At 60.3% G+C, this 26519-nt stretch carries 24 protein-coding genes and 2 pseudogenes; 10 read left to right on the top strand and 16 right to left on the bottom strand.

Annotated elements, in window-relative coordinates; translation table 11 throughout:
- Positions 1-209: 209 nt before the first annotated feature.
- Positions 210-374, bottom strand: coding sequence for a hypothetical protein (locus AU465_RS25515; RefSeq protein WP_246506390.1), 165 nt, complete (start codon positions 372-374; stop codon positions 210-212).
- A gap of 18 nt (positions 375-392) precedes the next feature.
- Here AU465_RS25515 and AU465_RS25510 point away from each other — a divergent pair.
- A pseudogene (locus tag AU465_RS25510) lies at positions 393-890 on the top strand (NADPH-dependent F420 reductase); the annotation flags it as partial.
- Between the two features lie 346 nt (positions 891-1236).
- Here AU465_RS25510 and AU465_RS25505 read toward each other — a convergent pair.
- From AU465_RS25505 to AU465_RS25470, 8 genes are all read right to left on the bottom strand, one after another.
- A complete protein-coding gene (locus AU465_RS25505) occupies positions 1237-1521 on the bottom strand; it encodes a hypothetical protein (protein ID WP_192254425.1) in 285 nt (94 codons plus the stop codon).
- 8 nt (positions 1522-1529) lie between these two features.
- Entirely contained in the window at positions 1530-2228 is a 699-nt protein-coding gene (locus AU465_RS25500; RefSeq protein WP_192254423.1) for a hypothetical protein, read from the bottom strand.
- A gap of 53 nt (positions 2229-2281) precedes the next feature.
- On the bottom strand, positions 2282-3679 hold the full coding sequence (locus AU465_RS25495) for an APC family permease (protein WP_192254421.1): 1398 nt from the start codon (positions 3677-3679) through the stop codon (positions 2282-2284).
- Between the two features lie 10 nt (positions 3680-3689).
- On the bottom strand, positions 3690-3857 hold the full coding sequence (locus AU465_RS25490; RefSeq protein ID WP_168247624.1) for a hypothetical protein: 168 nt from the start codon (positions 3855-3857) through the stop codon (positions 3690-3692).
- Between the two features lie 10 nt (positions 3858-3867).
- Positions 3868-4251: a hypothetical protein gene (locus AU465_RS25485; RefSeq protein WP_192254419.1), complete on the bottom strand. Its 384-nt coding sequence runs from the start codon at positions 4249-4251 to the stop codon at positions 3868-3870.
- 11 nt (positions 4252-4262) lie between these two features.
- Positions 4263-4580, bottom strand: a complete 318-nt coding sequence (locus AU465_RS25480; protein ID WP_192254417.1) for a hypothetical protein — start codon at positions 4578-4580, stop codon at positions 4263-4265.
- A 659-nt stretch (positions 4581-5239) separates the two neighbouring features.
- Positions 5240-6544 carry a serine hydroxymethyltransferase gene (gene glyA, locus AU465_RS25475; RefSeq protein ID WP_192254415.1) on the bottom strand — a complete coding sequence of 435 codons (1305 nt, stop codon included), beginning with the start codon at positions 6542-6544 and terminating at the stop codon, positions 5240-5242.
- Between the two features lie 44 nt (positions 6545-6588).
- Positions 6589-9189, bottom strand: coding sequence for a phosphoenolpyruvate carboxylase (locus tag AU465_RS25470; RefSeq protein WP_246506389.1), 2601 nt, complete (start codon positions 9187-9189; stop codon positions 6589-6591).
- 467 nt (positions 9190-9656) lie between these two features.
- Between AU465_RS25470 and AU465_RS25465 the strand changes: the two genes are divergently transcribed.
- Positions 9657-10001, top strand: a complete 345-nt coding sequence (locus AU465_RS25465; protein ID WP_192254413.1) for a BRA0787 family protein — start codon at positions 9657-9659, stop codon at positions 9999-10001.
- Positions 10002-10177: 176 nt separating this feature from the next.
- On the opposite strand, the gene AU465_RS25460 is transcribed toward AU465_RS25465, so the two are convergent.
- The 6 genes and pseudogenes from AU465_RS25460 to AU465_RS25435 form a co-directional block, all read right to left on the bottom strand.
- The gene (locus AU465_RS25460; RefSeq protein WP_192254411.1) at positions 10178-10813 is read right to left on the bottom strand and encodes a response regulator transcription factor; all 636 of its coding nucleotides are present in this window, start codon (positions 10811-10813) and stop codon (positions 10178-10180) included.
- A gap of 296 nt (positions 10814-11109) precedes the next feature.
- Positions 11110-11307 (bottom strand): annotated as a pseudogene (locus AU465_RS25455) (NAD(P)-dependent oxidoreductase); the annotation flags it as partial.
- A gap of 291 nt (positions 11308-11598) precedes the next feature.
- Entirely contained in the window at positions 11599-12639 is a 1041-nt protein-coding gene (locus AU465_RS25450) for a heme-dependent oxidative N-demethylase family protein (RefSeq protein ID WP_192254409.1), read from the bottom strand.
- A 16-nt stretch (positions 12640-12655) separates the two neighbouring features.
- Positions 12656-13621 (bottom strand): PDR/VanB family oxidoreductase, encoded by a 966-nt coding sequence (locus AU465_RS25445; protein ID WP_192254407.1) that lies wholly within the window; start codon positions 13619-13621, stop codon positions 12656-12658.
- Entirely contained in the window at positions 13618-14217 is a 600-nt protein-coding gene (locus AU465_RS25440; RefSeq protein WP_192254405.1) for a dimethylamine monooxygenase subunit DmmA family protein, read from the bottom strand. Before AU465_RS25440 ends, AU465_RS25445 begins: the two co-directional genes overlap by 4 nt.
- A 56-nt stretch (positions 14218-14273) precedes the next feature.
- Positions 14274-15407: an aminomethyl transferase family protein gene (locus tag AU465_RS25435; RefSeq protein WP_192254680.1), complete on the bottom strand. Its 1134-nt coding sequence runs from the start codon at positions 15405-15407 to the stop codon at positions 14274-14276.
- Between the two features lie 330 nt (positions 15408-15737).
- Between AU465_RS25435 and AU465_RS25430 the strand changes: the two genes are divergently transcribed.
- Positions 15738-16433, top strand: coding sequence for a FadR/GntR family transcriptional regulator (locus AU465_RS25430; RefSeq protein ID WP_210325246.1), 696 nt, complete (start codon positions 15738-15740; stop codon positions 16431-16433).
- Positions 16434-16440: 7 nt separating this feature from the next.
- Here the strand turns inward: AU465_RS25430 and AU465_RS25425 are convergent, their stop codons facing one another.
- Entirely contained in the window at positions 16441-17736 is a 1296-nt protein-coding gene (locus AU465_RS25425; protein ID WP_192254403.1) for an ABC transporter substrate-binding protein, read from the bottom strand.
- A gap of 163 nt (positions 17737-17899) precedes the next feature.
- On the opposite strand from AU465_RS25425, the gene AU465_RS25420 reads away from it, so the two are divergent.
- The 7 genes from AU465_RS25420 to AU465_RS25390 form a co-directional block, all read left to right on the top strand.
- The gene (locus AU465_RS25420) at positions 17900-19243 is read left to right on the top strand and encodes a trimethylamine monooxygenase (protein WP_192254676.1); all 1344 of its coding nucleotides are present in this window, start codon (positions 17900-17902) and stop codon (positions 19241-19243) included.
- A 142-nt stretch (positions 19244-19385) separates the two neighbouring features.
- Positions 19386-20453 carry a GlxA family transcriptional regulator gene (locus AU465_RS25415; RefSeq protein ID WP_192254401.1) on the top strand — a complete coding sequence of 356 codons (1068 nt, stop codon included), beginning with the start codon at positions 19386-19388 and terminating at the stop codon, positions 20451-20453.
- Positions 20454-20495: 42 nt separating this feature from the next.
- Positions 20496-22868 carry a trimethylamine N-oxide demethylase gene (locus tag AU465_RS25410; protein ID WP_192254399.1) on the top strand — a complete coding sequence of 791 codons (2373 nt, stop codon included), beginning with the start codon at positions 20496-20498 and terminating at the stop codon, positions 22866-22868.
- A 5-nt stretch (positions 22869-22873) separates the two neighbouring features.
- A complete protein-coding gene (locus AU465_RS25405) occupies positions 22874-23296 on the top strand; it encodes a group II truncated hemoglobin (protein WP_192254397.1) in 423 nt (140 codons plus the stop codon).
- A 127-nt stretch (positions 23297-23423) separates the two neighbouring features.
- Positions 23424-25133, top strand: a complete 1710-nt coding sequence (locus AU465_RS25400) for a trimethylamine N-oxide permease (RefSeq protein ID WP_192254395.1) — start codon at positions 23424-23426, stop codon at positions 25131-25133.
- 301 nt (positions 25134-25434) lie between these two features.
- Complete coding sequence (folD, locus tag AU465_RS25395) at positions 25435-26334, top strand: bifunctional methylenetetrahydrofolate dehydrogenase/methenyltetrahydrofolate cyclohydrolase FolD (protein WP_192254393.1); 900 nt, start codon at positions 25435-25437, stop codon at positions 26332-26334.
- Positions 26335-26380: 46 nt separating this feature from the next.
- Positions 26381-26519, top strand: a 139-nt coding sequence (locus AU465_RS25390; protein WP_192254392.1) for a formate--tetrahydrofolate ligase, incomplete at its 3' end; no start/stop codon positions are given.

Genomic DNA, 26519 nt, shown 5'->3' with positions numbered 1-26519 from the left:
CCACCTTTCGCGTTCCTGATCGGTCCAAGATAACTACGAATAATTTGGTCTCATGGGCCAGGCACGTGATTAGTTTGGCGCCATCGCACAAAAAAATCGGGGGTCAAGGCGATTGCTGAGCCCGACGGCGCCGGTCTAACTTTTCGCTTTGCCACGGAGCGGCGGCTCAAGCCAGCGACGCGAGCGGATTGTAGCCGCACTTCACCGACCTACGATCCCGCCGCGCTCTGCGTAATGCGTTCCAGTCCGAGCAAAAGGACCAGGGTCGCTACCAGCAGGATCATGGTGAGCGCCGCGCCCGCGAAGATGTCGCCGCGATCGGTCAGCGAGAAGATCGAAACCGGAAGCGTGACCCAGCCCGGTGGATAGACCATCACTGTCGCGCCGAGTTCGAGGCGTTGGCGCCGCAGGCTCGGGCGATTGGACCCACGGTCGTCGCCAAGTCGCTGCGGGATGCACTCGAGGCCGACACAATCATCTTGGCGGTCCCGTTCGGGGAGCATCGCGAGGTTGCGAAGGCCCTGCCGAGCTGGAAAGGCAAGACAGTCATCGACGCGATGAACGCGTTAGTTCCCGTTGAGGAGCTGGACGGTCTCCCGTCCTCCGCCTTCGTTGCGAATTCGTTCACCAGCGCCAAGTTCGTGAAAGGTTTCAATCACCTGGTTGCGGCCACCCTGGCTGCCGATCCGGTCGTCGAGGGCGGCCACCGGGTCGTCTTTCTGTCGAGCGACGACGAGGACGCGATCGCTCCCGTGGCGGCCTTGGCCAAACAACTCGGGTTCGCACCCGTCAAGCTGGGAAAGCTCAACGAGGGTGGCGCGCTGGTGCACGCACGCGGCCGCACTTGGGGCCAGCTCATCTTCCAGGATTTGTTCAAGAAGGAGCAGTAATCGATCTACGACCGCGTGATTTGGCCCGAGAAGTGCGATCCCAAAACGTCGGCCATCTATGCGCTCAACGACATCGACGTGAAGGTAATCGCCGCAAAAATATTTTGAGGTCTCAGGACCTATCGGTATCGGCCGGGACGAATTTCGGTTATTCGGCCGAGCAATAACGCTTCGGAGGCGTCGCCGAAAAGTACCGTCGCCAATGCACAACAAGCATCGCTGGGCGGCCCCACCCGGCAGCACGCCGCCGAGAAATACTGACAAGAAGAAGCATCGTTGCGGCTTGGGGTTGCCCGGCGACCGCCGGCGCGAGCACGAGCCGGCAAGAATCTCGCAGTCTCTTCGCTCAAGCGAGACGGCTTTGATGCCTCCCGCTTGCTGCCGCCGTCACCAGGATCCGGGCGCGACGATAGGCATCCGGGATCGATAGTGCCCACACGAACAACCCGAACGCATGTCGCCCGACGAACGATTGGTCCGGGGTTGTCGTCATGTAGCTGATCACCGAAAAGAAAAGCACGAAGAAAGCAAACGCCAGCCCGCGCTTTGGGTCGCGTACGGCAAAATGACCGGCCCCAGGGCAGAGGGCCGCCATAGCGAGGACCAGGTAAGGATTGATTGGCTTGGCCATCGGCGACCTCAGGCGGCTTCGTGGACAGCGGTGATAGCGCCGCCCGCGCTCAGCGCCTCGCTCAGGGACTCCGCCTCCGCGACTGCCTTGCTGACGAGATCGGCGGAAATCGTCGTGACGGCAAAGCGGATCTGCCGCAGCAATAGATGTGCTCCGCGCTCGCCCTGAGCGGCCTGACGGATCACCCGGGTACCGCGCGGCGAAATGACGGCTTCCTTAACGGCGGGATCGGAAAAGAGTTTTTGGAAGATCGCTACGGCGCGCTCAACCTGCCACGCAGAGGCGTGACCATCGCCCCGCATCAATAGTGAAGTTTCCATCTCCGGCGGCGCCATCCATTCAGGCAAGTCATGGACGAGCGAATAATATTCAGCACCGGTCGGGCGGGCGAGAGCGCCAATCGCTGGCCGGCCACGTTCGCTAACTTCGCTGAGTGTCACCCGGAGCCAGAGCTGCGGCAGTCGACGCGTCACCATCGTATCGGCAAGGAGTTCGATCCGGACCTGCCTGCCGTCCTCAAGGCGACTGACGAGAATGGGGAAATGGTCGGGGGCGAAGCTCATCCGCGCGTCGGGAAAGAGCCTCGCCGCCTCATCCAGAAGCCCCCTGCGTTTCGCGAGGGAGGCACGATGGTCGCTGATCGCGCGCTTGCCTATCCAAGCGCAGGAGGCGACGACAAAGGCCGAAAACGCAAGTGTGGTGATCATTGAGATCGCCTTGCAAGGACGGGCGGCACAGCAGCGCCGCCCGTCTGGTTGACTTAATAACCGAGCGGCTTCGGCCAGGGCATGGTGAACTGGTCACCACGGCGGACGAACCGGTAGCGCCGGAAGTGGAACCAAAGCGATGCCACGATGTAGAAGCACATCATCGCGCTAAGCTGCGTGCCGTAGCCCAGGAACACGGCGAAGTAGGCAGCAGCGCACAGCGTCAAAAGGACGATCACCGGCAGTGGGTGAAGGGGATGCACATAGCCACGCTTGATCGTGTCGAGCGGCCATTTGCGCCGGAACATGACCATGTTGAACGTCATGAAGGTGTACCCGAGCAAGCCTGAGAGGATCGAGAAGGTCACGACCTGATCGAGCGGTGCACCAAGCGCGAAAATGAGCGCGATGGGTACCAGAAATACGATCGACCGGTACGGCGTGCGGTAGACCGGGTGCACTGCGCCGAACCAACTCGGCAGGTAGCGGTCGCGGCCCATCGAGAACCAAGCTCGCGAGGCATCGTTGATGCATCCGTTAGCCGAAGCGAGAGTCGAAAACATCGTGCCGACGAAGAGAAGCACCATCAATCCGGTGTTGCCCGTGACGCGCGCAGCGTCGAAGAGCGGTGTTCCGGCTTGGCCGAGATATTCCCAAGGCAGGAGGCCAGAGCAGACATACCAGGTCATGGTCGCGGCGATCAGCAGCGTCATGATGCCGGCCATGGTGCCATAGGGCAGCGAACGCGCTGGCGATCGCACTTCTTCGGCGGCCTGGCAGGTTCCCTCGATGCCGAGATAATACCACAAGCCGAAGTGCAGGGCCGCGACGATGCCGATCCAGCCATAGGGCAGCGGAGACGTCGTGATCGCCGAAAAGTCCATCGGCACGGCAGAGGCGCCGAGTTGCACCGAGACAAACAGGGCAATGATCGCCAGGAAGGCAATGGCCGTGATGACCAGATTGAAGGTCAGTGTAGCCAAAACGCCGCGGAAATTGAGCCACGCCAGGAACATGATGGAAAGGATGATGAACGGCTTCTGGTTGAGGCCGGTATGGCCCATCATCCCCGCGACCGTGTCGAGCAGATAGCCGACGGTAATCGCGTTGGCCGCCTCGAGCATGGTGTAGGCCATGACAAGAAACAGGCCGACATTGAAGGCCATCAACGGCCCGACGATGTGCTTGGCCTGAGCGTACTGGCCGCCAGCGGCGGCGATGGTCGACGTCACTTCGGAGTCGATCATCGCCACGCAGGTGTAGAGCAGACCAGCCACCCAGCAGGCGGCGAGCCCGGCGATCATGCCGCCTTTGCCGACAGAGAAGTTCCAGCCCATATACTCGCCGACGAGCACGATGCCGACGCCGAGAGCCCAGATATGGGCGGGGCCGAGCACGCGCAGGAGCTGAAGTCGCTCGGTTGCGGGTGCGGTTGCAGTCACATTTGCCATGTCCGTCCCCTCAGATTTGGTGGCGCTCGGCCGTCACCTCGATCTCGCCTTCGCGTGATGAGGTCAGCAGCTCGTTATCGTAGGTGGTGTCTATGCGAATGAGGTTGATGAGCATCAGCGCACCGAACATGGCTGACAGGGCCCAGGCCACGTATTCGAGAATGTTCCAGATATCCATGGTCGCCTCCCTATCGCCGCTTTGGATCGAAGCGTTCTTCGATCACTTCGCGGTATTCCCTGTCGGAAAGCCGCACAACCAGGACAAAATAGCCAATCACCAGCACCGCCATGACGATCAGCGGGGCCCAGCTGAAACTGTAATCGAAGCGGGCGGTGATGATGTCGTTCGCGGCAGCCGGGTCGGTAATTCCAATCGCCGCCCATTGCTTGGCCTCGGTCGCGTTCTGACCGAGCGCTTCCCAGGTCGGGTTGGCGATCGGGTTAGGCGTTTTAGCGGCGCCGGCAAAGCCCAGGTAAAGCGGCAAATAGAGGGCGCCCACTGTCAGGACGAGCAGGGTAATAACGTCGAAGACCTGACCGGCGAGGCCCTGTTTGGGAGGTTGATATGCCATTTGCTAGCTCCTTAGCCCCGGCGCCCGCGCATCTCGTCGAGATGCTTGATGTCAAGGCCGTAGATGAAATGCTTGTCTTCAGCGTAGTGGCGCAGCATGGCGACTATGGCCGCCGTGTTGAAGGCCAACACCAACGCGCATGCGACCGACAGGATAATGCGCATGGCGGGGATCGAGATGTAAGGCCAGACGCTGAACAGCGCGAACAGAAGTGTGCCCCACAGCACGACAACGAAGGCCAACAGGCCTGCGCGATCGCGAGCGTGCATTTTGTCGATGCGCTGGTTGAGGTCGAGTTCGCCAGTTCGACTACTGATTGTTGCTTCCATTTGTTCTCCTCCAGACGGCCATTTTCGGCTTCGTTGCGCTTTTGCGGTAGGGAAAATTAATTTCCCAACAGGAATATCCGGCAAAGTTAATTTCCTGTCAAGTGACGCGATGCAGATAGTGGATGGCGTCGGTAAGGCAGAGATGCTCCTAAACAGATTTGAACTTGGATAAGGATTTGCCTTCGCGCGCCACGGGTTCGTAACGCCTCAAACCAGGTGGCTGGCGAGCGCATCTTTGGATTGCGGAGCGCGACCACCGGAAGCCTTGCCACACGGGTTGCCTGGGTGGAAATTCAAGCCGTCGTCACGATCGATGATCGCTCGCTAGCCGGCATCTCCGGCGAACTTGCACGCCTGACAATCAGTCTTTCCTACGCGTTCCGCCAATCAGGAGCGATCGAACGTTTGGCAATTCCATGAAATTGTTTGACGACTTCCGTCCGGAATTGCGCAAAATAAATAGTTGGGGCGAATCAGCGATTCTACCAAACACTTTAACTTCACTAGGCTAGGCTAAATCCGGACCGTCTTGCGGGATTACTTCTTGTGCAAAGAAATACCGCTTCACCCGGCTAGGAAAGGGGAGCGGCTTTCGCCTGGAATTACTTTGCAGCAATTTCTTTACTACCAGTTCTATCAAAGCTGAATCGTTCCAGGGATCAGTCGTAGATCGGGAATTGGCTAACCAAATCGTGCACCTCCTCGCGCACCGCCGCCTCGATTGCTGCGTTGCCGGCCTCGTCATTGGCAGCCAACCCATCGATCACGCTCATCGTCAGGCGTCCGACCTGACGGAATTCTTCCACGAGCAAGCCGCGTGTGGTGCAGGCCGGGCTGCCTAGGCGGATGCCCGACGTCACCATCGGGCCCTGCGGGTCGAATGGGATGCCATTCTTGTTGCAGGTGATGTGGGCGCGACCGAGTGCGGCCTCAACAGACTTGCCAGTCAGTCGTTTGCGCCGCAAGTCGACCAACATCAAATGCGTGTCGGTACCGCCCGAGACGATATCAACGCCCCCCTCGGCGAGGGTCTCGGAAAGGACCTTGGCATTGGCCACAACGTTTGCCGCATAAACCTTGAATTCGGGCGCCAGCGCCTCGCCGAAAGCGACTGCTTTTGCGGCGATTACGTGCATTAGCGGTCCCCCTTGGAGGCCGGGGAACACTGCCGAGTTGATCTTCTTGCCGATCTCGTCATCGTTGGACAGCACCATGCCGCCACGCGGGCCGCGCAGGGTCTTATGGGTGGTTGTAGTCACCACGTGGGCGTGCTCAAGGGGGTTGGGGTGGACGCCACCAGCAACCAGGCCGGCAAAATGCGCCATGTCCACGAACAGCTTGGCGCCGACCTCGTCGGCTATCGCGCGAAAGGCCTTGAAATCGATAATGCGCGGATAGGCGGAACCGCCGGCGAGGATCACCTTGGGCCGGTGCTTGCGTGCCAGATCGCGCACCTCATCGAGGTCGATGCGATGAGTATCGGGGCGAACTCCGTAGGAAACGACATTGAACCACTTGCCGGATTGGTTGACCGGCGCGCCGTGGGTGAGATGTCCGCCGGCGGCGAGGTTGAGACCCAGAAAGGTATCCCCCGGCTGCATCAGCGCCATGAAAACCGATTGGTTGGCCTGGCTGCCGGAGTTCGGCTGGACGTTGGCGAACGAGCAGCCAAACAATGTCTTGGCGCGCTCGCGCGCCAGATCTTCGACCTCGTCCACGAATTGGCAGCCGCCATAGTACCGGCGGCCCGGATAGCCCTCTGCATATTTGTTGGTCAGCACCGAACCTTGTGCCTCGAGCACCGCCTTGGAGACGATATTTTCGGAAGCGATCAGCTCGATCTCGTCGCGCTGGCGTGTGAGTTCGCGCTTCATGGCGTCGCTGACGGCATGATCTGTAATGGCCACGCCGGCGCGGAAGAAACGATCTGCGGCACCGGTACCAAGCTTGGTCGATATGTTCATTAGGCTCCTCCCTTGCGACGCGACGCTTGCGTCAAGATTGCCAATCACCCAGTCCAGCCAAGACCGGTTGAAATGCAGTTGATCGAAAGCAAAAGCGCGTTGACCGCCCGCTTGGGTTTTGCGGTGGAGCCGTCCTGTGCGCGGACCTCGCGCAAGAGCTGCACCTGCAGTCGGTGTATGCTGTCCATCTGCGGCCTAATGCGATCGAAGTGCTGCTTGAAGGTGGGGAAGCGCTGCGAGACTTTCAGGCCGCCATTGACCTCGGCGATCATCTTTCGGGTCAGCAGATATTCGGCGGCGATCTTGCGGTAGATCCGTTCACCCACCTCGCTATCTTGCACCAGACCGGCATAGAGCCGGCCGATTTCCATGTCGGTCTGGTAAATTCCCTTGTCGACCTCGTCGACGATGAGACGGAAGAAGCGCGAGCGCTCGAACATCTGTCTGAGCAGATCCAATCCGGCGTTGCCGCGAACATTGAGGAAGGAATTGAGCGCGCTGCCGATGCCATACCAATTGGTCAGCAGATGCCGGTTTTGGCTCCAGGCGAAAACCCAAGGAATGGCGCGCAGGTCGGATATGTCGCGGGCCCCGAAGCGGCGTGCCGGACGCGATCCGATCTTGAGCAGCGACAGCTCCTCCACAGGACTCGCCTGATGGAAATAGTCGATAAAACCCGGCTCGTTGATAAGGCTCGAATAGGACGCCTGCGACATGCCGGTCAACGCCTCCAGAGCCTCGTTGAACTCGGGAATGTCCCTCAGTTCGGGCTCGTTGGCCGACTTGACGCTGTGGGCGAAAACGCTCGCGGCGAAGATTTCGAGCTGGTAACGCCCTGTGCCACGGTTGGCGAATTTCGACGACACCACCTCGCCCTGCTCCGTCACGCGCATGGCTCCGCCGACTGTGCCGGCGGGCTGGGCGGCGATCGCACGGCCCGTTGGCGCACCGCCCCGGCTGACCGAACCGCCACGGCCATGGAAAAAGCTGATCTTGATCTTCCGCTTCTGGCCAAGGGCGTGGATACGTCTTTGCGTCTTGTTCAACTCCCAGTTCGAAGCGAGGAACCCGCCATCCTTGTTCGAGTCGGAATATCCCAGCATGACTTCCTGCCGGTTGGAGAAGTCGCTCAACGAGCGGCGCACGATCGAGACGGCCAGCAGCCGATCTAAAATGTCGGGGGCGGCACGCAGATCGGCAATGGTCTCGAAAAGTGGCACGACACGCAGTCCGATTGTGCCGCTGCCGTCGAGCGCGGTGGCCATGCCGCAAAACTGGCCGAGCAGGTAGACGGCAAGCAAGTCATCGCAAGAGCGTGTCATACTCAGGATGAAGGCGCCCACAGCACCGCCGTTCAGTCCAGACGCGGCCCCGCGAATGACGTCGAACAGGTCAAGGAGCTCGCGCGCCTCCGCGGAGAGAGCGCCTCGGTCGATCCCAAGCTGCTCGCCAGTACTGAGCGCTTTACGAATGCGCAGGCTCCATTGTGGCGTATCGGGCGCGGGCGCCTGATCCCCGTCAGTAAGTCTGAAAAGCTCGGCCAGCACTCGATTGACGACCGTCGAGTTCTGGCGAATGTCCAATGCGACGGTGCGGAAGCCGAAGGTTTCGACCTGCCGGCGCAAGGGGCGAACGAAGCGCCGCGCGACGAGATTGCCACCCAGGTTGGCAAGCACCGTTTCGAGGTGGCGCAGGTCGGTCTTGAACAACTCCGAGCGGGCATACGGCTTGGCCGCGGTCTCACCGAGCATGGCCCGCAAGCGATCCAGCATCGCAGCCGCGAACTGCCGCAGCGGCTCTCCCGGATTGCGCGCCGCAATCTCCCGGGCCGCACCGCTCCGATGCAGCGCCTGGGCCAGCGCCTTGTTGAAGTCTTCCGGGATGTCGACGACATTGGCGCTGACGCTAAGCACCGTGACCAGTCGGCGAACCTGCTGGATGTACCAGCCGATAATCGCCTGGCGCGATTCCTTGAGTGCACAAGCGGTAATGCTTGCAGTCACATTCGGATTGCCGTCACGGTCCCCGCCGATCCACGACGCGTAGCGCATGAAGGATGGCACTTTGAGATCGTATTTCGGGTAGTGACAGGCGAGCGCTTCCTCGACGGCATCATAGATCTTCGGAGTCGCCTCGAAGATCACCTCGCGGAAAAAATGCAGTCCCCAGGCAATCTCACTTTCAACCGAGGGGCGTTCAAGCCGCAACTCACCCGACATCCACAGCAACTCGATCTCGCTCCTGAGATCGTCGATCAATTGCTGATGCTCGCGCGGCGCCCAGCGCTGCTGTTCGAGCTCCGTGAGCTTGCGGTAGATGCGCCGGTGGATTTCGAGAACCGTGACTCGCTTTGCCTCGGTCGGGTGGGCGGTCATGGTTGGACCGACACTCAGTGTGTCGAGGGCGGTCTGGATCTCCTCGGCCGGGTAACCGGCGGCTTTTATTTCACCTATGACATTGGCGAAGGAACCGATCACCTCGTCTGCGCCGCCCATCTGCTCAAGCTCGCGGCGTGAACGCATTGCCAGTAATTCGTTCGCGATCGCGACAAGCTGGAACCATATCCCTGTCGCCTGCAGGGCCGGAATGCGCTGGGCGTCGGTGAGGGTGTCGAGGCTTGCGCGCCCGGTCAGAACATCCCCCATCCCGGGTTCCCGTTCGCTGACGACGGACGTCAGGAGCCTGAAAAGCAGGCCCCTGACGTCCTCATGACAGCTGAGTGGTCTGCTGTCGTTCAAAGCGGCACCCATTCTTCCAATGTTGTCCCGAACTTGCCCAACGAAGCGGACATCCCGGGATTCTCCATCTGGAAGCAGATAGACTTTCCGCCTCCTTGAAAACGCCCGGACGGGTAGATTTACCATTCGTTCGGGTGGGTTGGGACACCAACCGAGTGATGATCGGCAAGGCCAAACCGGGACTGCCGAACCAGGCATGAATCACGATCTTGCCAACATTGGTCCAGCGCGTTTTGGAGCTGGACGCCAGTTAACTGTTATGCAAACATGTTGCCTTATAGGAAAAAGGAAGCGAGATAATTTAGACTGAGGTTGATATTCCATAACCCGCTAGCTCAGCGCGTTTCATAGGGGACCTCGGGAGGGACTTGGACATGGATATGCACAAGGTGTTTCCAGATCTTTTTGAAGGGCATGCGCCGATCACCCTCCAGAACGCTTTTCACGAAGCGCTCGAGGCGCTCGAGGAATGGGGCGAGAAAGACGAAGAGCCACTCGTTCCGATCCACGGCGTTGCCATACCGATCAGCAGCGTTTTCGTCAGAATGAGCGACTGCACCGATCTGATGCCGCTCAGAACACAAGGTGTTCTGGAAGCGATCATCGGCAGGGATCTGGTTCGCGCCTCGGAACGGATGCTTTACGCTGACGCAGCAAGGCTTGCGATGCCCCTATTCGCTGCGCGGGTAGTCCCTGTCGCCCTTCCCGCTTATCCCTGACATGAACGGACGAACCGCAGTACCCGGACTTTCCTTGGAGAGGGCCAAGCTGTCACGGATTGCTTCAAAGCCACCCGGACAGCTGTGAGACCGAGCCACCAGGCCGTGACGACTGTCCCTCACGGAGGATTGCCAAGAGCAGCGATGCAGGCCATGGCAAAACTCTCACGGTGAGTTCAAACGCGCCCTCGGTTTTTCTCGCCGGCGTAGAGCGCCACAGCCATCGCCCGGTTGCGGACGTCAAGTTTGTCGTAGAGGTTCCTGAGGTGGTATTTGACTGTATTCTCGGAAATACCGGTGCGGGTCGCGATCTGCAGATTGGTCCAGCCGTCGGCCAGCACCGAAAGCAGTTCGCGTTCCCGTGTCGTCAGCCGCGACATCGGCGTGTCGTTGATTTTCGAGACGTCCAGGTAGGGAACGCAAATCCGGCCATGGGCGACCGCGACCAGGGTGTCGAAAAGGATCGCCGGGTCGTCGAACTGATAGCAGAACCCCTGAACGCCAAGGCGCACGCACTGCTTGAGGATAGCGATGTCGTGATCATTGGAAAAGATCACGAGGCGCGCATGCAGGCTGCGCCGCTGCATCTCTGTCATGACACCGCCGGCGTCCATATCCGACAATTTCCACCCGAGCACGGCGAGGTCGAACTGAGGAGTTGAGGCTGACGCCGCCCGGAGAAAAGCCTCCCCGGCCTGGACGCTACCAACGAGATCGAAGCGGTCATCTCGCGAGATCATATCCCCAAGGGCAGCGACCACGAGCGGATTGCGCTCTCCAATCAAGATCCTGAATCTGCTCTTTTCGGGCATTGACTCCACCTAAGTCCCGACACATTGGCGCTGATCCTAGACTCGGCGGCATTCATGCGCGTTCCCGGCCTTTGACTTTCCGCCTTCTCCCTTTGCAGTCCCCTACGCTGGCCGACCACTTTCCCGCTTCGACCACCTTTCGGCATTGATCCCAGATCGACGAGATCCGCCACGATCTCCATTCATAGCATGAATTTAATTTTCCTTCTAGTACAATCGGTCAGGTCGACGCACTGTTAGATTGGGGCCTTCGCGAGGCATGCCTTGCACGCGCTACGGCCGGCGCCGGCTCCGGCGTAGACGTCGAGCCCCGCTCCAGCAATCATCCCCTTGCCGAGCGCGTGGATAAGGGCGGTCTCGTCGATCACATCTCCGCGCGCCGTATTGATGAGGAAGGCGGTCGGCTTCGTGATTGAGAGCCTTGCTCCGTCAATCAGATGCTTGTTTTCGGCTCCGCCTGGGCAATGCGGCGAGACGAGGTCGGAATCCGCCAGCCTCGATGGATGGAAGTTGCCGCGCAGACATCGGCGCGAACAAAGTTGGCTGAGCGGTAGCCTCGCATCGTTCAAGTGATGGCGAAGGCCGGCGCACGCCACCGATCGGAAGCAACGTCCTGCAAGTCTTCGTCCCGGAGAGGCCGAAGCCGGCTCTGCCTAGCGTGACGCCCCACAGGGCCGGCCATTTCTAAGCAGCCATGGGACAACCAGAAGCCTGGGTGCCTGCGGTCGTCACGCGACCGGGCAATCACTCCCATGCCGCTGGCGCCGCCAGTGGACACGGCTTGCTCAGTCCGGCCAAATGCCCGGCGACGTCGCAGCGCCGTCGTCATATCGCGACAGCCATTCCACGATCTTGGGTCGATTGGTGATGAAGCCCTTGTAGGTCGCCAGTTCCGCCGGCAAGTCGCGGATGACACGATGGAAGCGCCTGGCCCATTTCGGCACCGTCACCAGTTCGTCTAGCTTGATGAGATAGCAGCGGATCGGAAACACCAGGGCATTCGAGCGAGGCAGACGGAAGAAGGTCTGAAGCTCGACGCGCAAATGCATCATTTGCCCCATGTTCTCCAGCGTCAGGTCTTTCTTCATCACGCCCCATTTGTGATAGTTTTCGGGGCTTGTATCGAGCAGGGGATTGACGGTCATCGTCCAGTTTAGACGGCGCGCCGGCGAGCCCTGCTGCACGTTCAGGAGGAATTTCAAGGCGCGCTGGAAGATACCCATCTCGTGCGCTTTCGGCACCGGGGCGTGCCATTCGAAGAAGTTCATGCCGATGTCGAAATCAAGGCTCCAATCGGCCTGTGTCGTCACCATGCCGGCGTCCATCCACAGGTTGTCGTCGCGTTGGTCAAGTACCGCAAAGTCGCCCTGGGTCTGCCGCGTGATGTACTCCATCGGGCCATAGGGCAGTGTGGTCTCATCGAGGAAGGTGAACTTCTGCTCGATGCCGAGCGGGCGGTTGATCCAGTGCCATTTGGCGCCGTCGCGGCGCAGCTCGAAAAGCTCTGGATACTCTTCTGCCTTCGAGGTCATGATCAGCTCGAGCAGATCCCAGCCGGCCAAGGTCATGTGCGGCAGCGACTGGCAGCGCAACGGGTCTTCGGCAAGGACGCGGGCACGGTCGCGCATCTCCGAGACGTAGTGCTCATCGACGTCGAAAGTCCGCTCGTAGACGCTGCCTGGACGGTATGATTTGTGCGGCTCCAGGTTCACTGAGTACATGTAGCTGTCCTCGGGGAACGGGAAAGGGAAGCGCTTGACCGCCTCCGGCGAGTTGCGGAAGGTGAAATCGTCGTGGAAGGTTTCTTCCTTGAAGATGATAGTCATCGCAGCGTCCTCCTCGCTATCGATCCAACACCAACGTTTTGCCTTCGAAGCGTGATACGCAAGGCATGATCTTGGTGCCGCTGGCGCATTGCGTCGGCGTCAGCCAATGGTCCTTGTGCAGGAACGTTCCCTCATACTCCAAAACGTCGGTCTCGCACTGACCGCAGGCTCCGCCGCGGCACAGATAGGGCGCCTCCACGCCGGCGGCTTCGATCGCTTCGAGCAGGCTTTGGTGTTCGCCGACCTGGATCATCTTGTTCGACTGCGCCAGCATAACCTCGAAGGGCTTGCCCGAGGCAGGTGCAAGGAATTCTTCGTGATGCACCGCCTCTCGCGGCCATCCGAGCGCGGTCGCGGTCTTGCGCACCCAGCCGATCATACCTTTGGGCCCGCAGACATAGACATGGGTGCCGAGCGGCTGCCCGTCGAGCAGCGCCGGCAGGTCAATCTGCTCGCTCCGGTCGTCATGGTAGAGATGGACGCGCGAGCGATAGTTGGCCACCAGCTCGCCCGCGTAGGAGCCAAGGGATGCCGTCCGCACGGAGTAGTGCAGCTCGAAGTTTCCATTCATGGCGGCGAGTTGCTTGATCTGCGCGAGGAACGGCGTGATGCCGATGCCTCCGGCAAGCAACAGGTGCTTTCTCGCCCGCAAATCCAGCGCGAAAAGATTGACTGGGTTGGAGATGATCATTTCCATCCCCGGCCTCACCTGCCGGTGCATGAACAACGAACCGCCTCTTCCATTGTCGTCGCGGCGGATCGAGATGGAATAGCCTTCCCGGTCGGCGGGATCGCTCATGATCGAGTAGGGATTACGGCGTACGCGATCCTTGTCGTTCATCTCCACGACCGTGTGCGCACCTCCCGAGAAAGTTGGCATCGGACCGCCGTCACGGCGTACGAACCTGAACCGGGTGACGAGCTCGTTGACTGGCGTGACCTCGGCCACAGTCACAGGTATTTTTGCGGCTCCTGCACTCATCTGAACCGCTCCACGGATTCGGGTATATTGCCGGGATCTTCCGCATCGATGCGCACGCCCTGGAAGGCCGCAATGCGGCGCGAGTAGTGATCGCGCACGAACAGATGCAACCCGCAATGGGCGCATCGGAAGGGATCGTGTGTCACATCTTCAGTGATACCCTTGCAATGCACGCACTGCACGCGGCGCACGGTGGAGCCGCGGTGCTCCGTCTGGATCGCGGAATGCGGGATGCCGGCCTGCGTAGCCTCGAACATCGCCTGCCCCATTAGCCCTTCGGTTCCCGCCAGATAGACCTGCAGGCCCATGTGCGCTCCTGCCAGGACCCGCCTTAGCCGTGGAAGCGCGGCCTCGTAGCTCGGCCCAACATAGAGTTGGGCAGGGGCAAGTCGCTCCAGCCTGGCGACGAACTTGTCTCCAGACTTCTTGGGGAGATAAATGATGTGGGCCCCGGCGAAGAAATCGGAGGGCGCAGAGGCGGCCAAATCGAGGATCGCCTGCGCACCTTCGGCGTCGGCGACCATCAAATGCAGTCGCCCCGGCCGTATCTCCAGCACGCCATAGACAGGGCGGCTTGGAATCGAGCCTTCTAACACTGACTTTGACCCTCGGCTCCGTTTTGGTTGATTTGCGGGCTTGAATCCACAGCGACCTATCCCTTGGCGGTGCGACGCTTCTTTTCCGCATCAAAGAATGGCATCGAATGGGCGACGCAACGGATTTCACCGGTCGAATTCTGAACGGTCATCTCAACACCGTCGACCGCGCAATCCACCGGCATACGGGTAATGCCGATATTGTGCTTGTTGAGGCCGGAGTACATGCCGATCGTCACCACGCCGACTTTCTTGCCGTCCTTGAGCAAAGGCGCGCCCTCCTCGGCCGGCGTCGTGCCCTCGAGCTTGACGCCGTAGATCTTGAAGCGCTCCTTGCCCTTCAGCCGATAGTGCTCCTCGGCGCCGCGGAAGCCCACCTTCCCAGGCGAGACGGTGAAGTCAAGTCCGAGCTCCCACAGCGTGTCGCCGGGGCCCTCGTTCTCAAAAGGATACTTCTCCGAGTTGTCGTACGGGAAGAACAGCAGATAGCTTTCGGCCCTCAGCAGATCGAGCGTCGTGAACCGACAGGGGATGATGCCCATACCCGCGCCCTCTTCGAGGATCCGGTCCCAGATCGCAGGAGCATCCTGGCCGCGGCAGAAAATCTCGTAGCCGCGCTCGCCCGTGTAGCCAGTGCGCGAGATCGTCACCGGCAGACCGAAAAGCGAGGTGTGCATATGGCTGAAGTAGTTCAGGTTCCGGATGCCTTCCACGTGCTTTTGCAGGTAGTCGACGGCAAGCGGCCCCTGCAGCGACAAGTCGTGGAGATTGTCATCAAATCGGATGGCGACGTCGCGCCCGGTAGCCGCCATGGTGAGCTGTTCGTGGGCGCCGCCCGAGCCGTGCACGACCATCCAGCTGTTCGGTCCCATCCGGTAGATCACGCAGTCGTCGATGAACTTGCCGGCGTCGTTCAGCATGGTCGCGTATACCGAACGACCGGGCATGATCTTCTCGGCATTGCGGGTCGTGGCGCGGTCGATGATGTGGCTCGCCGCGGGGCCGTTCAAATGGACCTTCTTCAAGCCGGAGACGTCCATTAGGCCGGCTTTGGTGCGGATTGCCAGATATTCGCGCTCCGGGTCGCCCGAATACTGCCAGGCGGTGCCCATACCGCTCCAGTCTTCAAGCTTCGAACCGAGCGCACGATGGCGATCGGCGAGCGTGGAGAATCTCCAGGAATTGGTCATTGCATTCCCCTTTTTTATACCAATTATTGGACCAGTTTGTGAGAACTGGTTCCCGAAATCAATACTCCTGTTAAAATTTTTTCCCTGAGAGCAAAAATGACTGATCGGAAATCCCGGCACGGAAGAGCCGAAGGCCAACCGAAATCGAGAGCGAGGCACGTGCGCGAAACAGACCGCGAAACGCCAAATTGGCGATCAGGATCAGCTGAACGCCCAAAGGGCGCGGTCATCGGTTCCGGCTTGCGCGGCCAACCAGAACCATCGCAAATGGATGCGAACTTTCGGATATCGAAAGGAACATCGTTGATGTCATCGAACCATGAGGCTGCCTTGGCACTCATCGCGGATCATTCAATCACTGCCACGGTTCGTGTCGTGGTGGACACGCTGCTGGCGCGAATAACCTCTCAGCAATACACCACCGACGAACGACTGCCCTCGGAACGAACATTGGCCGGTGAACTTGGCGTCGCCCGGAACACGGTTCGCGAAGCGCTGGACATACTTGAGAAACATGGCTTCATACGCCGGCGTGCCGGGAGCGGGAGCTTCGTGAAGGGTCAGGCAGCCCCGGATGACGCAACCGGAGGTGTTGCTGCCGAGACGAGCCCGCTCGACCTCTTGGTGATGCGCGGAATAATCGAACCCGACATGATGAGGCTCGCCATCATCAACATGTCGCCGCGTGCCATTGAAGGACTGAGCGAGACGTTGTCCGCCATGGAAGGGGTTCAAACCGACGCGGCGGAATTCGCCCGGCTCGAGGAAGAATTCCACCGTCAGGTAGCCCGCGGCGCGGGAAATCCGCTGCTGACATCATGCTACGATCTGTTGATCCAGGCTCGCCGCCAGAGCTTCCGCGCCGCCCTCAACCGGCGGCATCTGACACCCAGGCGAATACAGGACTACCAGCGCCGTTACAACACGCTGCTCAACGCGATCATCGCCCGGGATATCGAGAGTGCGGTCGAATTCACCAAGCTGCTGCTGATTGAGGAGCAAAAGCTGCTTCTACAAGAAGATTGAGCCTCGGTCAGTCCGATCCGGCGGCGATGCGCAGCTCTCCGGACACACTGGAATGGCGCTGGTCCCACATCAGCCCAAGCGCGCGCATTTCGTCGCGCAACCGGGCGCCGTGCCTCTGCAGCCAAGTCGGGACTGACCCAAAGGCTACGATACGCGCGTGGCCATTCGTAATGCGTACGACGGGCCAGTCGCCGATCAGAGCGTTGTCATTCCCGAACAGTTCCGAGCCCGCCCATTTCGCCATTCCGAACGCATGTTCGCCGAGCCCGCCATGCTTCATCGCTGCGAGAACGGAGACAGGCGCTGCCGTTCCAGCTTTCTCGACCGCCGCATGCCAAAGGTCGAGCGTGGCAACGTATTCCCAGGAAACCGCGCTCCAGCTGTCCGGGAAACGCCGATTGTACTCCGCGAAGAACTCGGCCGGGCGATTGAAGAAGAAGGCCTTGTCGCGGAGCTCTGGATCGTCGAAGTCCGGGAACTGGAACAAAAAGCCCTCCATGAAATCGATCGATGTCCGGTCGACCAGCCGCCGATAATAGTCGGCAGTACATGAAATGATCTGGCCCCGAAATCCCGACCGGAAAGCAGCCTCAGTCAGCGCGTGAACCATTGGCTCATAGCTCGTGCACCAACACAAAATGTCGGGACTGCCGGCCAGCATTGCGCGCAGTATTTCGTCGGCGTTCGTAGCCTCCGGCGCGTAGCGGATCTCGCCCACCGACGCGATCCCCTCGGCTGCAAAGGCAGCCCGATAGGTAGCCAGCGAAGGCAGGCCTAGCGCATCCGTCTGGCTGCACATCGCCACGCGGCGCAGGTCGGGGCGGTTGCGTGCAAGCCATTCGACTGCCGTGACGTTGTAGAGGGGATGGATCTCGCTCGGCGCGATCAGGTACGGTGTGTCGGGCGAAAGATCGCTCGGCAGCAGCGTCGAGGTCAGGATCTTGCGCGACATGAGATAGTCCTGGATCGGACGGAACGTGTCGCCTCCGTGCATCATCAGCAGCCCTACCCCGTGATCCTGCACGAGGCGCCGAGCCCCTTCCGCCGCCCGATCGGGAATATAGCCGCAGTCCTCGGCCAATAGTTGGACGTTGTGCCGCGTCCCTCCGATGAGCATTCCGCCCGTGCGATTAATCCAGTCCACCCAGATGCGGCAGCCGTTCAATCCCGGCAGCCCCCAAGAGCGGACAGGCCCGCTGAGCGGCCCTAGAAAGCCTACTTTGACCACACGTTGTGCACCGACTCCCAGCCGTTTGACCTGGGCGTTCACTGCAAGTCGTTGCACTAGGCTGGTGGCGTTCATGGCGGCTCCTTACCGACCGTTCATAAAGCGAGGCCGATTCTGGCGCAAATTGATTTTCCTTCCATGAATATTAGTTGACATGTTTGCCGTTTCGATCATAACTGGTTTGAACCAAAAGAACCAATCTATCACAAACCGGTTCAGACCAAATGGGAGAATCATGATGAAGAAACGGATTGCCGTCATCGGTGCCGGTCCGTCCGGCTTGGCTCAGCTGCGCGCCTTTGCGTCCGCGGCGCAGAAAGGCGCGGAGATCCCCGAAATCGTCTGCTTTGAAAAGCAAAGGAACTGGGGAGGGTTGTGGAATTACACATGGCGCACGGGCCTGGACGAATTTGGCGAGCCGGTGCATGGCTCGATGTATCGCTACCTATGGTCCAACGGCCCCAAGGAGGGTCTCGAATTCGCGGACTATTCCTTCGAGGAGCACTTCGGCAAGCAGATTGCCTCCTATCCGCCCCGGGCCGTGTTGTTTGATTACATCGAAGGTCGCGTGAAGAAGGCCGGCGTCCGCCCGTGGATCCGTTTTTCAACCGTTGTCAGGCATGTGACCTGGAGCGCTGAGACCCGCAAGTTCACCGTGCGTGTGCACGATCTTCCCAATGACCGATCCTACTCGGAAGAGTTCGACCACGTGATCGTCGCGTCGGGCCATTTCTCGACCCCAAACGTTCCGGAATTCCCCGGATTCGAGACATTCAATGGCCGTATCCTCCATGCTCACGACTTCCGCGACGCACGAGAATTTGTCGGTCAGGACATACTGATCATCGGAACCAGCTACTCGGCCGAGGATATCGGTTCTCAGTGCTGGAAGTACGGTTGCAAGTCGGTCACGGTCAGCCACCGCACGGAGGCCATGGGCTTCAAATGGCCGGCCAACTGGAAAGAGGTGCCTCTGCTGACCAAGGTCGAGGGTAACGTCGCAACCTTCAAGGATGGCTCGACGGCGACCGTCAACGCGATCATCCTCTGCACCGGCTACAAGCACCATTTCCCGTTCATGTCCGACGACTTGCGGCTTCGCACAGCGAACAGGTTGGCCACGGCTGACCTCTACAAGGGCGTCGTCTACGTCCACAATCCGGCGCTGTTTTATCTCGGCATGCAGGACCAGTGGTATACCTTCAACATGTTCGATGCGCAGGCTTGGTGGGCGCGCGATGTTGTCCTCGGCAGGATTAAGCTGCCTGCGTCCAAGAACGAGCTGATCGCCGACGTGGAAAAGCGGGTGGCGGCCGAGGATGCAGGAGACGACAGCTATGACGCGATCCGCTACCAGGGCAGCTATATCAAGGAGCTGATCGCCGAGACCGACTATCCAAGCTTCGACGTGGACGGCGCCGACGAGGCTTTCTTCCAATGGAAGAAGCACAAGATCAAGGACATCATGGGCTTCCGCGACAACAGCTACAAATCGGTTATGACCGGTACCATGGCGCCGCAGCATCACACGCCGTGGAAAGATGCGCTGGACGATACGATGCAGAGTTATCTGCGCAACTGAGCTTGCGTTGCCCAGCGACTTTTCCGGGAGCCCTACGGACCGTTCACTCCCCCTTGCCGCGTTCAGAACAGTTCCGGGCAGATGACGAGACTGGCCTTGTTCAGCCGTACGCTGAGCAGGGCAAAAATGAGGAGGAGCCAGGATGCCGACTGCACAGACCGCGCATAGGTCGTTTAGTTTCTACCTCTTGCCTGGCTTCTCGCTTCAGGCGTTCTCTTGCGCGGTGGAAGTACTGCGGTTAGCCAACGAAGCAATCGGGGAAAACGTCTACAGCTGGCGAGTCATATCTGAAGACGGGCAACCCGTGATGTCGAGTTGCCGAATGACGGTCGGCATCGACTCCACGTTGAGAGATGAACGCGAGAGAACCCAAAAATCAAATTTGACGTCGGCCGCGGTGATTTGCGGCGGCAGCGCCATCCCGCGCCAAAACAGGCAACTCGATGCCTGGCTAAGGGAATGCCGCATGCGCCGCATCCCCCTCGTTTGCATCGGCAGTGGCACCCTCGTTGTCGCGCGGGCTGGGTTGGCCGACGGGCGCCGGTGCGCCGTTCACTGGGAGCAGCTTCCGCTATTTTGCGAGCAGTTTCCGGGGATAGAGTCTACCCAGACGGCCTTTGAACATGATGGAGATCTGCATACCTGCTCGGGCGGGGATGCACCTTTCGACATGTTCCTGAACTTGGTTGAACGTGACCATGGTTCAGTCATCGTCAACCGCGTCTGCGAAAAAGCCATTGCATACCGTATGCGTTCAGCCGGGGAGCGACAGCGCCTGCCCCTCCATTCTCGTGTCAAGCTCAACCACAAGGCAGTGATGAAGGTCATCGGCCTGATGGAGGCAAGCTTGGATGATCCTATGCCGGTCGACGATCTTGTGGCGTTAAGCGGAATATCGCGCCGGCAGATCGAAAGGCTTTTCGACAGAGAGTTGGGGCGCTCACCGAACCGATACTACATGGAACTGCGTCTGGAGCGTGCCCAGCTGCTTCTTGTGAGCACAAACTTGCCGGTCGTGGAAGTTGCGGTGGCTTGCGGTTTCATCTCGCCATCGCACTTCTCCAAAGTCTATCGCGAAGCCTACGGATGCGCTCCGCATCAGACCCGATTGGCCGCCCGTGCGCACGGGCACGCCGACCTGATGGACCCGGCGCTGCTGGGACTGAACTGCACCGAGGTACCCCAACACAGGTTGTCGATGACGGCGTAGCCGCCGAAGCAGCTGAGCCCCAGCCTCAGCGAGGAGGTAACGATGCTGAACACGATCTACCCTCCCGTCCGCGGTGGACCGCCGCAGGCGAGCCGCATCGTCCGCCCCGCAGGATTGACCTTGCCGGCCGGCACCGAGCGCTACATCGTTGGCGGCGCCGGAGCGATGTTGATCGACATTGCGGCAGGCGACAGCATCACCGTAACGAATGATGAGGGCGGCCAAAGCTGCGAGGTCGTCGTGGCCGACGCGTCGGGCAGCATTGACGCCCGCATCGTCGGCCATGGTCCGAACTCGGATGCTGCGGGTTTGAAGGCGCTGCTGACCAGTCAGGACGGCAGCCTGCAACGGCTGCGCAAGGCGCTGGAGATCCGTGGTATCGACCTCGCCGCGGCGGGCGGGGTGCGCTTCTTCGACGGGACAACGCCACCGAAGACCAAAGTCGAGCTGACCGTCCAGCGCGGCGGCTGGCTCGTCATCGCCGCGCCAGGAACCGACATGGCGCCGGACGACCAGAAGACTGCGACGCCGCTGACCGTCCTTGTGCGGCGCGCGACGGTGCGCTTGCGTGAGACCTCCCGGGATTTGCCAGATCCGCTTGCCGATCCGGTTCTCGATCTTCGCGTGCACTCGTCGACGGCAGAGGCCTATTTCGTCAAAGCCGGGGACTACATTCAGATCATCGATGTCGACGGACGCCAATGCACCGATTTCCAGTGCTTCTCGGCGCGCAAATTGGACAATGGAAAGGAGCATGCGCTCGACGTCACCGCCACGCGCAGCGCGATGGGGCATGCCTATCCGTTGCCCGGCCTGCATTCGAAGTACTATGATCAGGACTTCTTGCCGCTGGTCGAGGTCGTGCAGGACACTTGCGGTCGCCACGACGCCTTCTCGCTGGCGTGCTATGCGAAATATTATGACGACATCGGCTATCCCGGCCACATCAACTGCACGGAAAACTTCAACAAGGCGCTCGGCTCATACGGCGTCGGTCCGCGCGGCGGCTGGATGGCGGCCAACTTCTTCTTCAATACCGGGGTCGACGCGCATGGCGTCATGTATGCCGACGAGCCGTGGTCGCGGCCGGGCGACTACGTGCTCTTGCGGGCGCTGACCGACCTCGTCTGCGTCAACTCCGCCTGCCCTGACGACACGACGGCGGCCAATGGCTGGAATCCGACCGACATCCATGTGCGCACCTATTCAGGAGCCGAGAAATTCCAACGCGCCGTGGCGATCCGCGCCACTCCCGATTCGGAGCCAAAGATGACCAAGGAAACTGGGTTTCACGACCGCCTGTCCAAGCTGACCCGCAACTTCGTGGAGTATCGCGGCTACTGGCTGGCCAACAGCTACGCAGAAGCCGGGCCGATCGACGAGTACTGGGCTTGCCGGCAGAAGTCGGTGCTGATGGACCTTTCCGCCCTGCGCAAGTTCGAGGTGACGGGACCGGACTCGGAAGCGCTGCTCCAGTACACGCTGACGCGCGACGTGAAGAAGCTGGCGGTCGGCCAGATCGTTTATACCGCCATGTGCTACGAGCATGGCGGAATGATTGACGACGGCACGTTGTTCCGTCTCGGTCAGGACAATTTCCGGTGGGTCGGCGGCGACGAGTATTCGGGCATATGGCTGCGCGAACAGGCGGAAAAGCTCGGCCTCAACGTCTTGGTCCGCAGTTCCACCGACCAATTGCACAACATTGCCGTGCAAGGGCCGGAGAGCCGCGAGCTACTGAAGAAGGTAATCTGGACGCCGCCGCATCAGCCATCGATCGCCGAACTCGGCTGGTTCCGTTTCACCGTTGGCCGCATCGGTGATGACCAGGGCCTACCTGTCGTGCTGTCGCGTACCGGCTACACGGGCGAGTTGGGCTACGAGGTCTGGTGCCACCCCAAGCACGCGGGCGAGGTCTTCGACGCGATCTGGGCCGAGGGGCCGGCACACGGATTGACGCCCATGGGCCTGGCCGCCCTCGACATGGTTCGTATCGAGGCCGGATTGATCTTCGCCGGCTATGACTTCTCTGATCAGACCGATCCGTTCGAGGCGGGCATCGGCTTCACCGTGCCGCTCAAGTCCAAGGCCGACGATTTCATCGGGCGCGACGCGCTGATCCGGCGCAAGGAGCATCCATCGCGCAAGATGGTCGGGCTTGACATCGAAGGAGCCGTCGCGGTCGGCCATGGCGACTGCATCCATCTCGGGCGCGCGCAGATCGGCGAGGTCACATCGTCAACGCGTTCGCCGATCCTCGGCAAGAATATTGCGTTGGCGCGCATCGACGTGGCCCATGCCGATGTCGGCACGCAGGTCGAGATCGGCAAGCTCGACGGCCACCAGAAGCGGCTGCCGGCCACGATCGTCCCGCTATCGCACTATGATCCCAAGAAAACCCGTCCGCAGTCCTGACGCATATGGAACCAATAGTAGCCAAGGAAACTCTTCTTGCGCAGATCGGCGGCGAAACGGTTTTGCGCGGTCTGGTCGACTGCTTCTACGACCTGATCGAGGCCGATCCTCGCGGAGAGCCGTTGCTGCGACTGCATTTTCGCGGACACGGCGTCGACCATGCCCGCGAGGAACAGTTCAACTTTCTGTGCGGCTTTCTCGGCGGGCGTCGTCACTATCTGGAAAAGCACGGGCACATGGACGTCCGTCTCATGCACGCGCATGTGCCGATCTCGGCGGGCGACGCCGAGGACTGGCTGGCTCTCATGGATCGTGCCATCGCCGAAATGCGGCTTTCAGGCCCGCAGGTAGACAAGATGCGCCAGGCATTCCGCCGTGTCGCACTGACGCTGGTCAACGATCTTGGGAAAGGGGTAGGAAGCGCTTGACGACATCGAGGATCGTTAACAATCTTTATTGAAGTGAAAAAAACAAGCCTGGTAGGAAACAAAATAACCGGCAAAGGGAAGCCGGATCGCAGGAACACTCAACCTCAAACAATGGGATGAAAAAGCCATGAGCGCTTTATCGGACACTTACGCGGAGGGAACCGCGGGGCAGTTGCATAGAAGCATTGACTGGCGAGGCGCCTTCTGGGTGGCAAGCGGCGTCCCCGCCCTCGTTCTGTTCTCGATCGGCGGCATTGCTGGAACGACTGGCAAGCTGGCCTTCCTGATCTGGACCGTGTCCATGATCATGGGTTTCCTGCAGTCGTTCACATACGCTGAAATCGCCGGTCTTTTTCCCAACAAATCTGGCGGCGCTTCGGTCTATGGCGCAACCGCCTGGCTGCGTTATTCGAAGTTCATCGCGCCATTGTCGGTGTGGTGCAACTGGTTCGCCTGGTCGCCGGTTCTGTCGCTCGGCTGTTCCATCGCCGCCGCCTACATCCTCAATGCGCTGGCGCCGATTCCGGTCTTCACAGAGACTTCTCCGCAGGTGGTCGCCTACATCGGGACGCACGCCGGCACGAGTGCGGCCGACGCTATCGCAGCGGTGACGGCCGCCGCAACGCCTGCTATCCGCAACTGGTCGCTCTTCAGCCACACGCTTGGGCCTGTCAGTTTCTCACTGAACGCGACCTTCTTCATCGGCGCGTTGCTGATGCTGATCATCTTCGCCATCCAGCATCGCGGCATCCTGGGCACCGCCAGCGTGCAGAAGTATATCGGCCTGCTCGTCATCATCCCGATGCTGATCGTCGGCGTCGTGCCGATCTTCACCGGCCAGATCGACTGGGCGAATTTCTCGCCTCTGGTCCCGCTGGCCACCGCCTACGCGCCCGACCCAGGCTCATGGAACATCGCCGGATGGACGCTGGCGCTCGGCGGCATGTTCATCGCGGCATGGTCGACTTATGGCTTCGAGACCGCCGTCTGCTACACGTCGGAGTTTAAGAACCCCGGCACCGACACCTTCAAGGCGATCTTCTATTCTGGCCTGCTCTGCATGCTTTTGTTCATTCTGGTGCCCTTCACCTTCCAGGGCGTGCTTGGCCTCAACGGCATGCTGGCAACACCAATCGTGGATGGCTCGGGCGTCGCCGACGCGTTGGCCGGCATGGTCGGCGGCGGCAATCTGATCCACAGCCTGCTGGTGATGCTGATGATCCTGGCGCTGGTGCTCTGCATCATGACGGCAATGGCCGGCTCCTCACGCACGCTCTACCAGGGCTCCGTCGATGGCTGGCTGCCGCGCTATCTGAGCCACGTCAACGAGCACGGCGCGCCTACCCGGGCGATGTGGACCGACCTTTGCTTCAACCTGATCGTGCTGGCCATCGCCTCGGCCGACGCGACCAGCTTCTTCTTCATCCTCGCGGTGTCGAACTGCGGCTATATCATCTTCAACTTCCTCAACCTCAACGCCGGCTGGATCCACCGGATCGACAACGGCCATATCGAGCGGCCCTGGAAGGCGCCGACCTGGCTGCTGGGGATCGGGGCGATATTCGCCTATGTCAACGCCATCTTCATGGGTGCCGGTGCCAAGGTTTGGAATCCGATGGCGCTGTGGGCCGGCCTGATAACCGCGGCACTGATCCTCCCGGTATTCTGCTTCCGGCACTACATTCAAGACGGCGGCAAGTTCCCCGATCACATGCTGGACGATCTCGGCATGAAATCCACCGATCTCAGAGCCAAGAAGGCCGGACTCTTGCCCTACGCGACGCTGGTGGCTGGCGTGATCGTGGTGCTGATCGCCAACCGGATCTTCGTACTGTGATCGGCGACAGCCTGACCATCTTTGAACCGGGAAACGTTCCCTCCTCCCGGCCGCGTTGAACCGCGGTTGCTTGGTCACCGCCTGCAAGGCCGGGCGGTGGCTTCTTTTTGGATCCGTGAAAGGCCTGGCGTAGCTGCCCGCCAACTGATTGAGCCAGACGAGGTCAAATCTTTTTCTTTATATGAATTTTTTTTTCCTGGTAGTTGACTTTTAGTCCAAATAATTGCAAGGTTTTGCAACTTGATTTTCGAAGTTCGACGGCAAAGCGACGCCGTATTCTTCTCAGGAGCGGAGAAAGGCAATGGCTGAAGTGATCGACGGCAAGGCGGTTGCCGCCGATGTGATCGCAAAGGTCACAAGCGCGAGCAGCGACCTGGCTGCTTCCAAGAATGTAACGCCTGGTCTTGCGGTCATCATCGTCGGGGAGGATCCGGCAAGCCAGGTTTATGTGGCCGCGAAGTCGCGTACGGCGAAGGAATGCGGTTTCAATTCGCTGCAACATACGTTGCCCGCCGATACCAGCGAAGCCTACCTTATCGATCTTATCGATATCTTGAATCGTGATCGTACGATCCATGGCATTCTGGTGCAGTTGCCACTTCCAAATCACATCGATGCGGGCAAGGTCATCCAGGCGATTGCGCCGGAGAAGGACGTCGACGGCTTCCACTTTGTCAATGTCGGCAAGCTTGGCACCGGTGAGCTCGAAACGGCTTTCGTACCCTGCACGCCTGCCGGCTCGATGCTGCTGATCGAGCGCGTGCATGGCAAGGATCTTTCCGGTCTCAATGCAGTCGTCGTCGGCCGCTCTAACATCGTTGGCAAGCCGATGGCCAACCTTCTGCTTGCCGCGAACGCCACCGTCACCGTTGCCCATAGCCGGACGAAGAATCTGCCCGAGCTTTGTCGTGGCGCTGACATCCTCGTGGCGGCGGTGGGCCGGCCGGAAATGATCAGGGGTGAGTGGGTGAAGCCAGGCACCACTGTGATCGACGTGGGCATCAACCGCATCGCCGCGCCGGAGAAGGGCAATGGCAAGAACCGCCTGGTAGGCGACGTCGCCTACGCAGAGGCGGCGGACCACGCCGGCGCGATAACACCCGTACCCGGCGGCGTAGGCCCGATGACGATCGCGTTGTTGATGGCCAACACGCTGACCTCAGCCTATCTCGCCAGCAACCTGCCGAGGCCTCAGTTCTAGCACCGCAGCATACATTCCCGACAACCCAATCTTCGAGGCAATACCCATGGCCGAATTCAAGACCGATATTGAAATAGCTCGAGCAGCCAAGAAGAAACCGATCCAGGAGATCGGCGCCAAGATCGGCATCCCGTACGAGCACCTTTTGCCCTATGGCCACGACAAGGCAAAGGTCTCGGCCGAGT

Origin of the sequence: Mesorhizobium silamurunense (assembly GCF_014843905.1) — a bacterium.
Lineage (GTDB): Bacteria > Pseudomonadota > Alphaproteobacteria > Rhizobiales > Rhizobiaceae > Mesorhizobium > Mesorhizobium silamurunense.
Note: the sequence above shows the minus strand (reverse complement) of the source record. Positions and strands in the feature narration are given on the sequence as shown.

Excerpts from the sequence above, each read along its gene's own strand:
- AU465_RS25435 (WP_192254680.1), bottom strand. The coding sequence starts at position 15,407 with ATGACCAATTCCTGGAGATTCTCCACGCTCGCCGATCGCCATCGTGCG.
- AU465_RS25410 (WP_192254399.1), top strand. The coding sequence starts at position 20,496 with ATGCTGAACACGATCTACCCTCCCGTCCGCGGTGGACCGCCGCAGGCG.
- AU465_RS25420 (WP_192254676.1), top strand. The coding sequence starts at position 17,900 with ATGAAGAAACGGATTGCCGTCATCGGTGCCGGTCCGTCCGGCTTGGCT.
- AU465_RS25450 (WP_192254409.1), bottom strand. The coding sequence starts at position 12,639 with ATGACTATCATCTTCAAGGAAGAAACCTTCCACGACGATTTCACCTTC.
- AU465_RS25445 (WP_192254407.1), bottom strand. The coding sequence starts at position 13,621 with ATGAGTGCAGGAGCCGCAAAAATACCTGTGACTGTGGCCGAGGTCACG.
- AU465_RS25505 (WP_192254425.1), bottom strand. The coding sequence starts at position 1,521 with ATGGCCAAGCCAATCAATCCTTACCTGGTCCTCGCTATGGCGGCCCTC.
- AU465_RS25460 (WP_192254411.1), bottom strand. The coding sequence starts at position 10,813 with ATGCCCGAAAAGAGCAGATTCAGGATCTTGATTGGAGAGCGCAATCCG.
- glyA (WP_192254415.1), bottom strand. The coding sequence starts at position 6,544 with ATGAACATATCGACCAAGCTTGGTACCGGTGCCGCAGATCGTTTCTTC.
- AU465_RS25400 (WP_192254395.1), top strand. The coding sequence starts at position 23,424 with ATGAGCGCTTTATCGGACACTTACGCGGAGGGAACCGCGGGGCAGTTG.
- AU465_RS25485 (WP_192254419.1), bottom strand. The coding sequence starts at position 4,251 with ATGGCATATCAACCTCCCAAACAGGGCCTCGCCGGTCAGGTCTTCGAC.
- AU465_RS25405 (WP_192254397.1), top strand. The coding sequence starts at position 22,874 with ATGGAACCAATAGTAGCCAAGGAAACTCTTCTTGCGCAGATCGGCGGC.
- AU465_RS25480 (WP_192254417.1), bottom strand. The coding sequence starts at position 4,580 with ATGGAAGCAACAATCAGTAGTCGAACTGGCGAACTCGACCTCAACCAG.
- AU465_RS25470 (WP_246506389.1), bottom strand. The coding sequence starts at position 9,189 with ATGGGGGATGTTCTGACCGGGCGCGCAAGCCTCGACACCCTCACCGAC.
- AU465_RS25465 (WP_192254413.1), top strand. The coding sequence starts at position 9,657 with ATGGATATGCACAAGGTGTTTCCAGATCTTTTTGAAGGGCATGCGCCG.
- AU465_RS25495 (WP_192254421.1), bottom strand. The coding sequence starts at position 3,679 with ATGGCAAATGTGACTGCAACCGCACCCGCAACCGAGCGACTTCAGCTC.
- AU465_RS25425 (WP_192254403.1), bottom strand. The coding sequence starts at position 17,736 with ATGAACGCCACCAGCCTAGTGCAACGACTTGCAGTGAACGCCCAGGTC.
- folD (WP_192254393.1), top strand. The coding sequence starts at position 25,435 with ATGGCTGAAGTGATCGACGGCAAGGCGGTTGCCGCCGATGTGATCGCA.
- AU465_RS25515 (WP_246506390.1), bottom strand. The coding sequence starts at position 374 with ATGGTCTATCCACCGGGCTGGGTCACGCTTCCGGTTTCGATCTTCTCG.
- AU465_RS25500 (WP_192254423.1), bottom strand. The coding sequence starts at position 2,228 with ATGATCACCACACTTGCGTTTTCGGCCTTTGTCGTCGCCTCCTGCGCT.
- AU465_RS25415 (WP_192254401.1), top strand. The coding sequence starts at position 19,386 with ATGCCGACTGCACAGACCGCGCATAGGTCGTTTAGTTTCTACCTCTTG.
- AU465_RS25490 (WP_168247624.1), bottom strand. The coding sequence starts at position 3,857 with ATGGATATCTGGAACATTCTCGAATACGTGGCCTGGGCCCTGTCAGCC.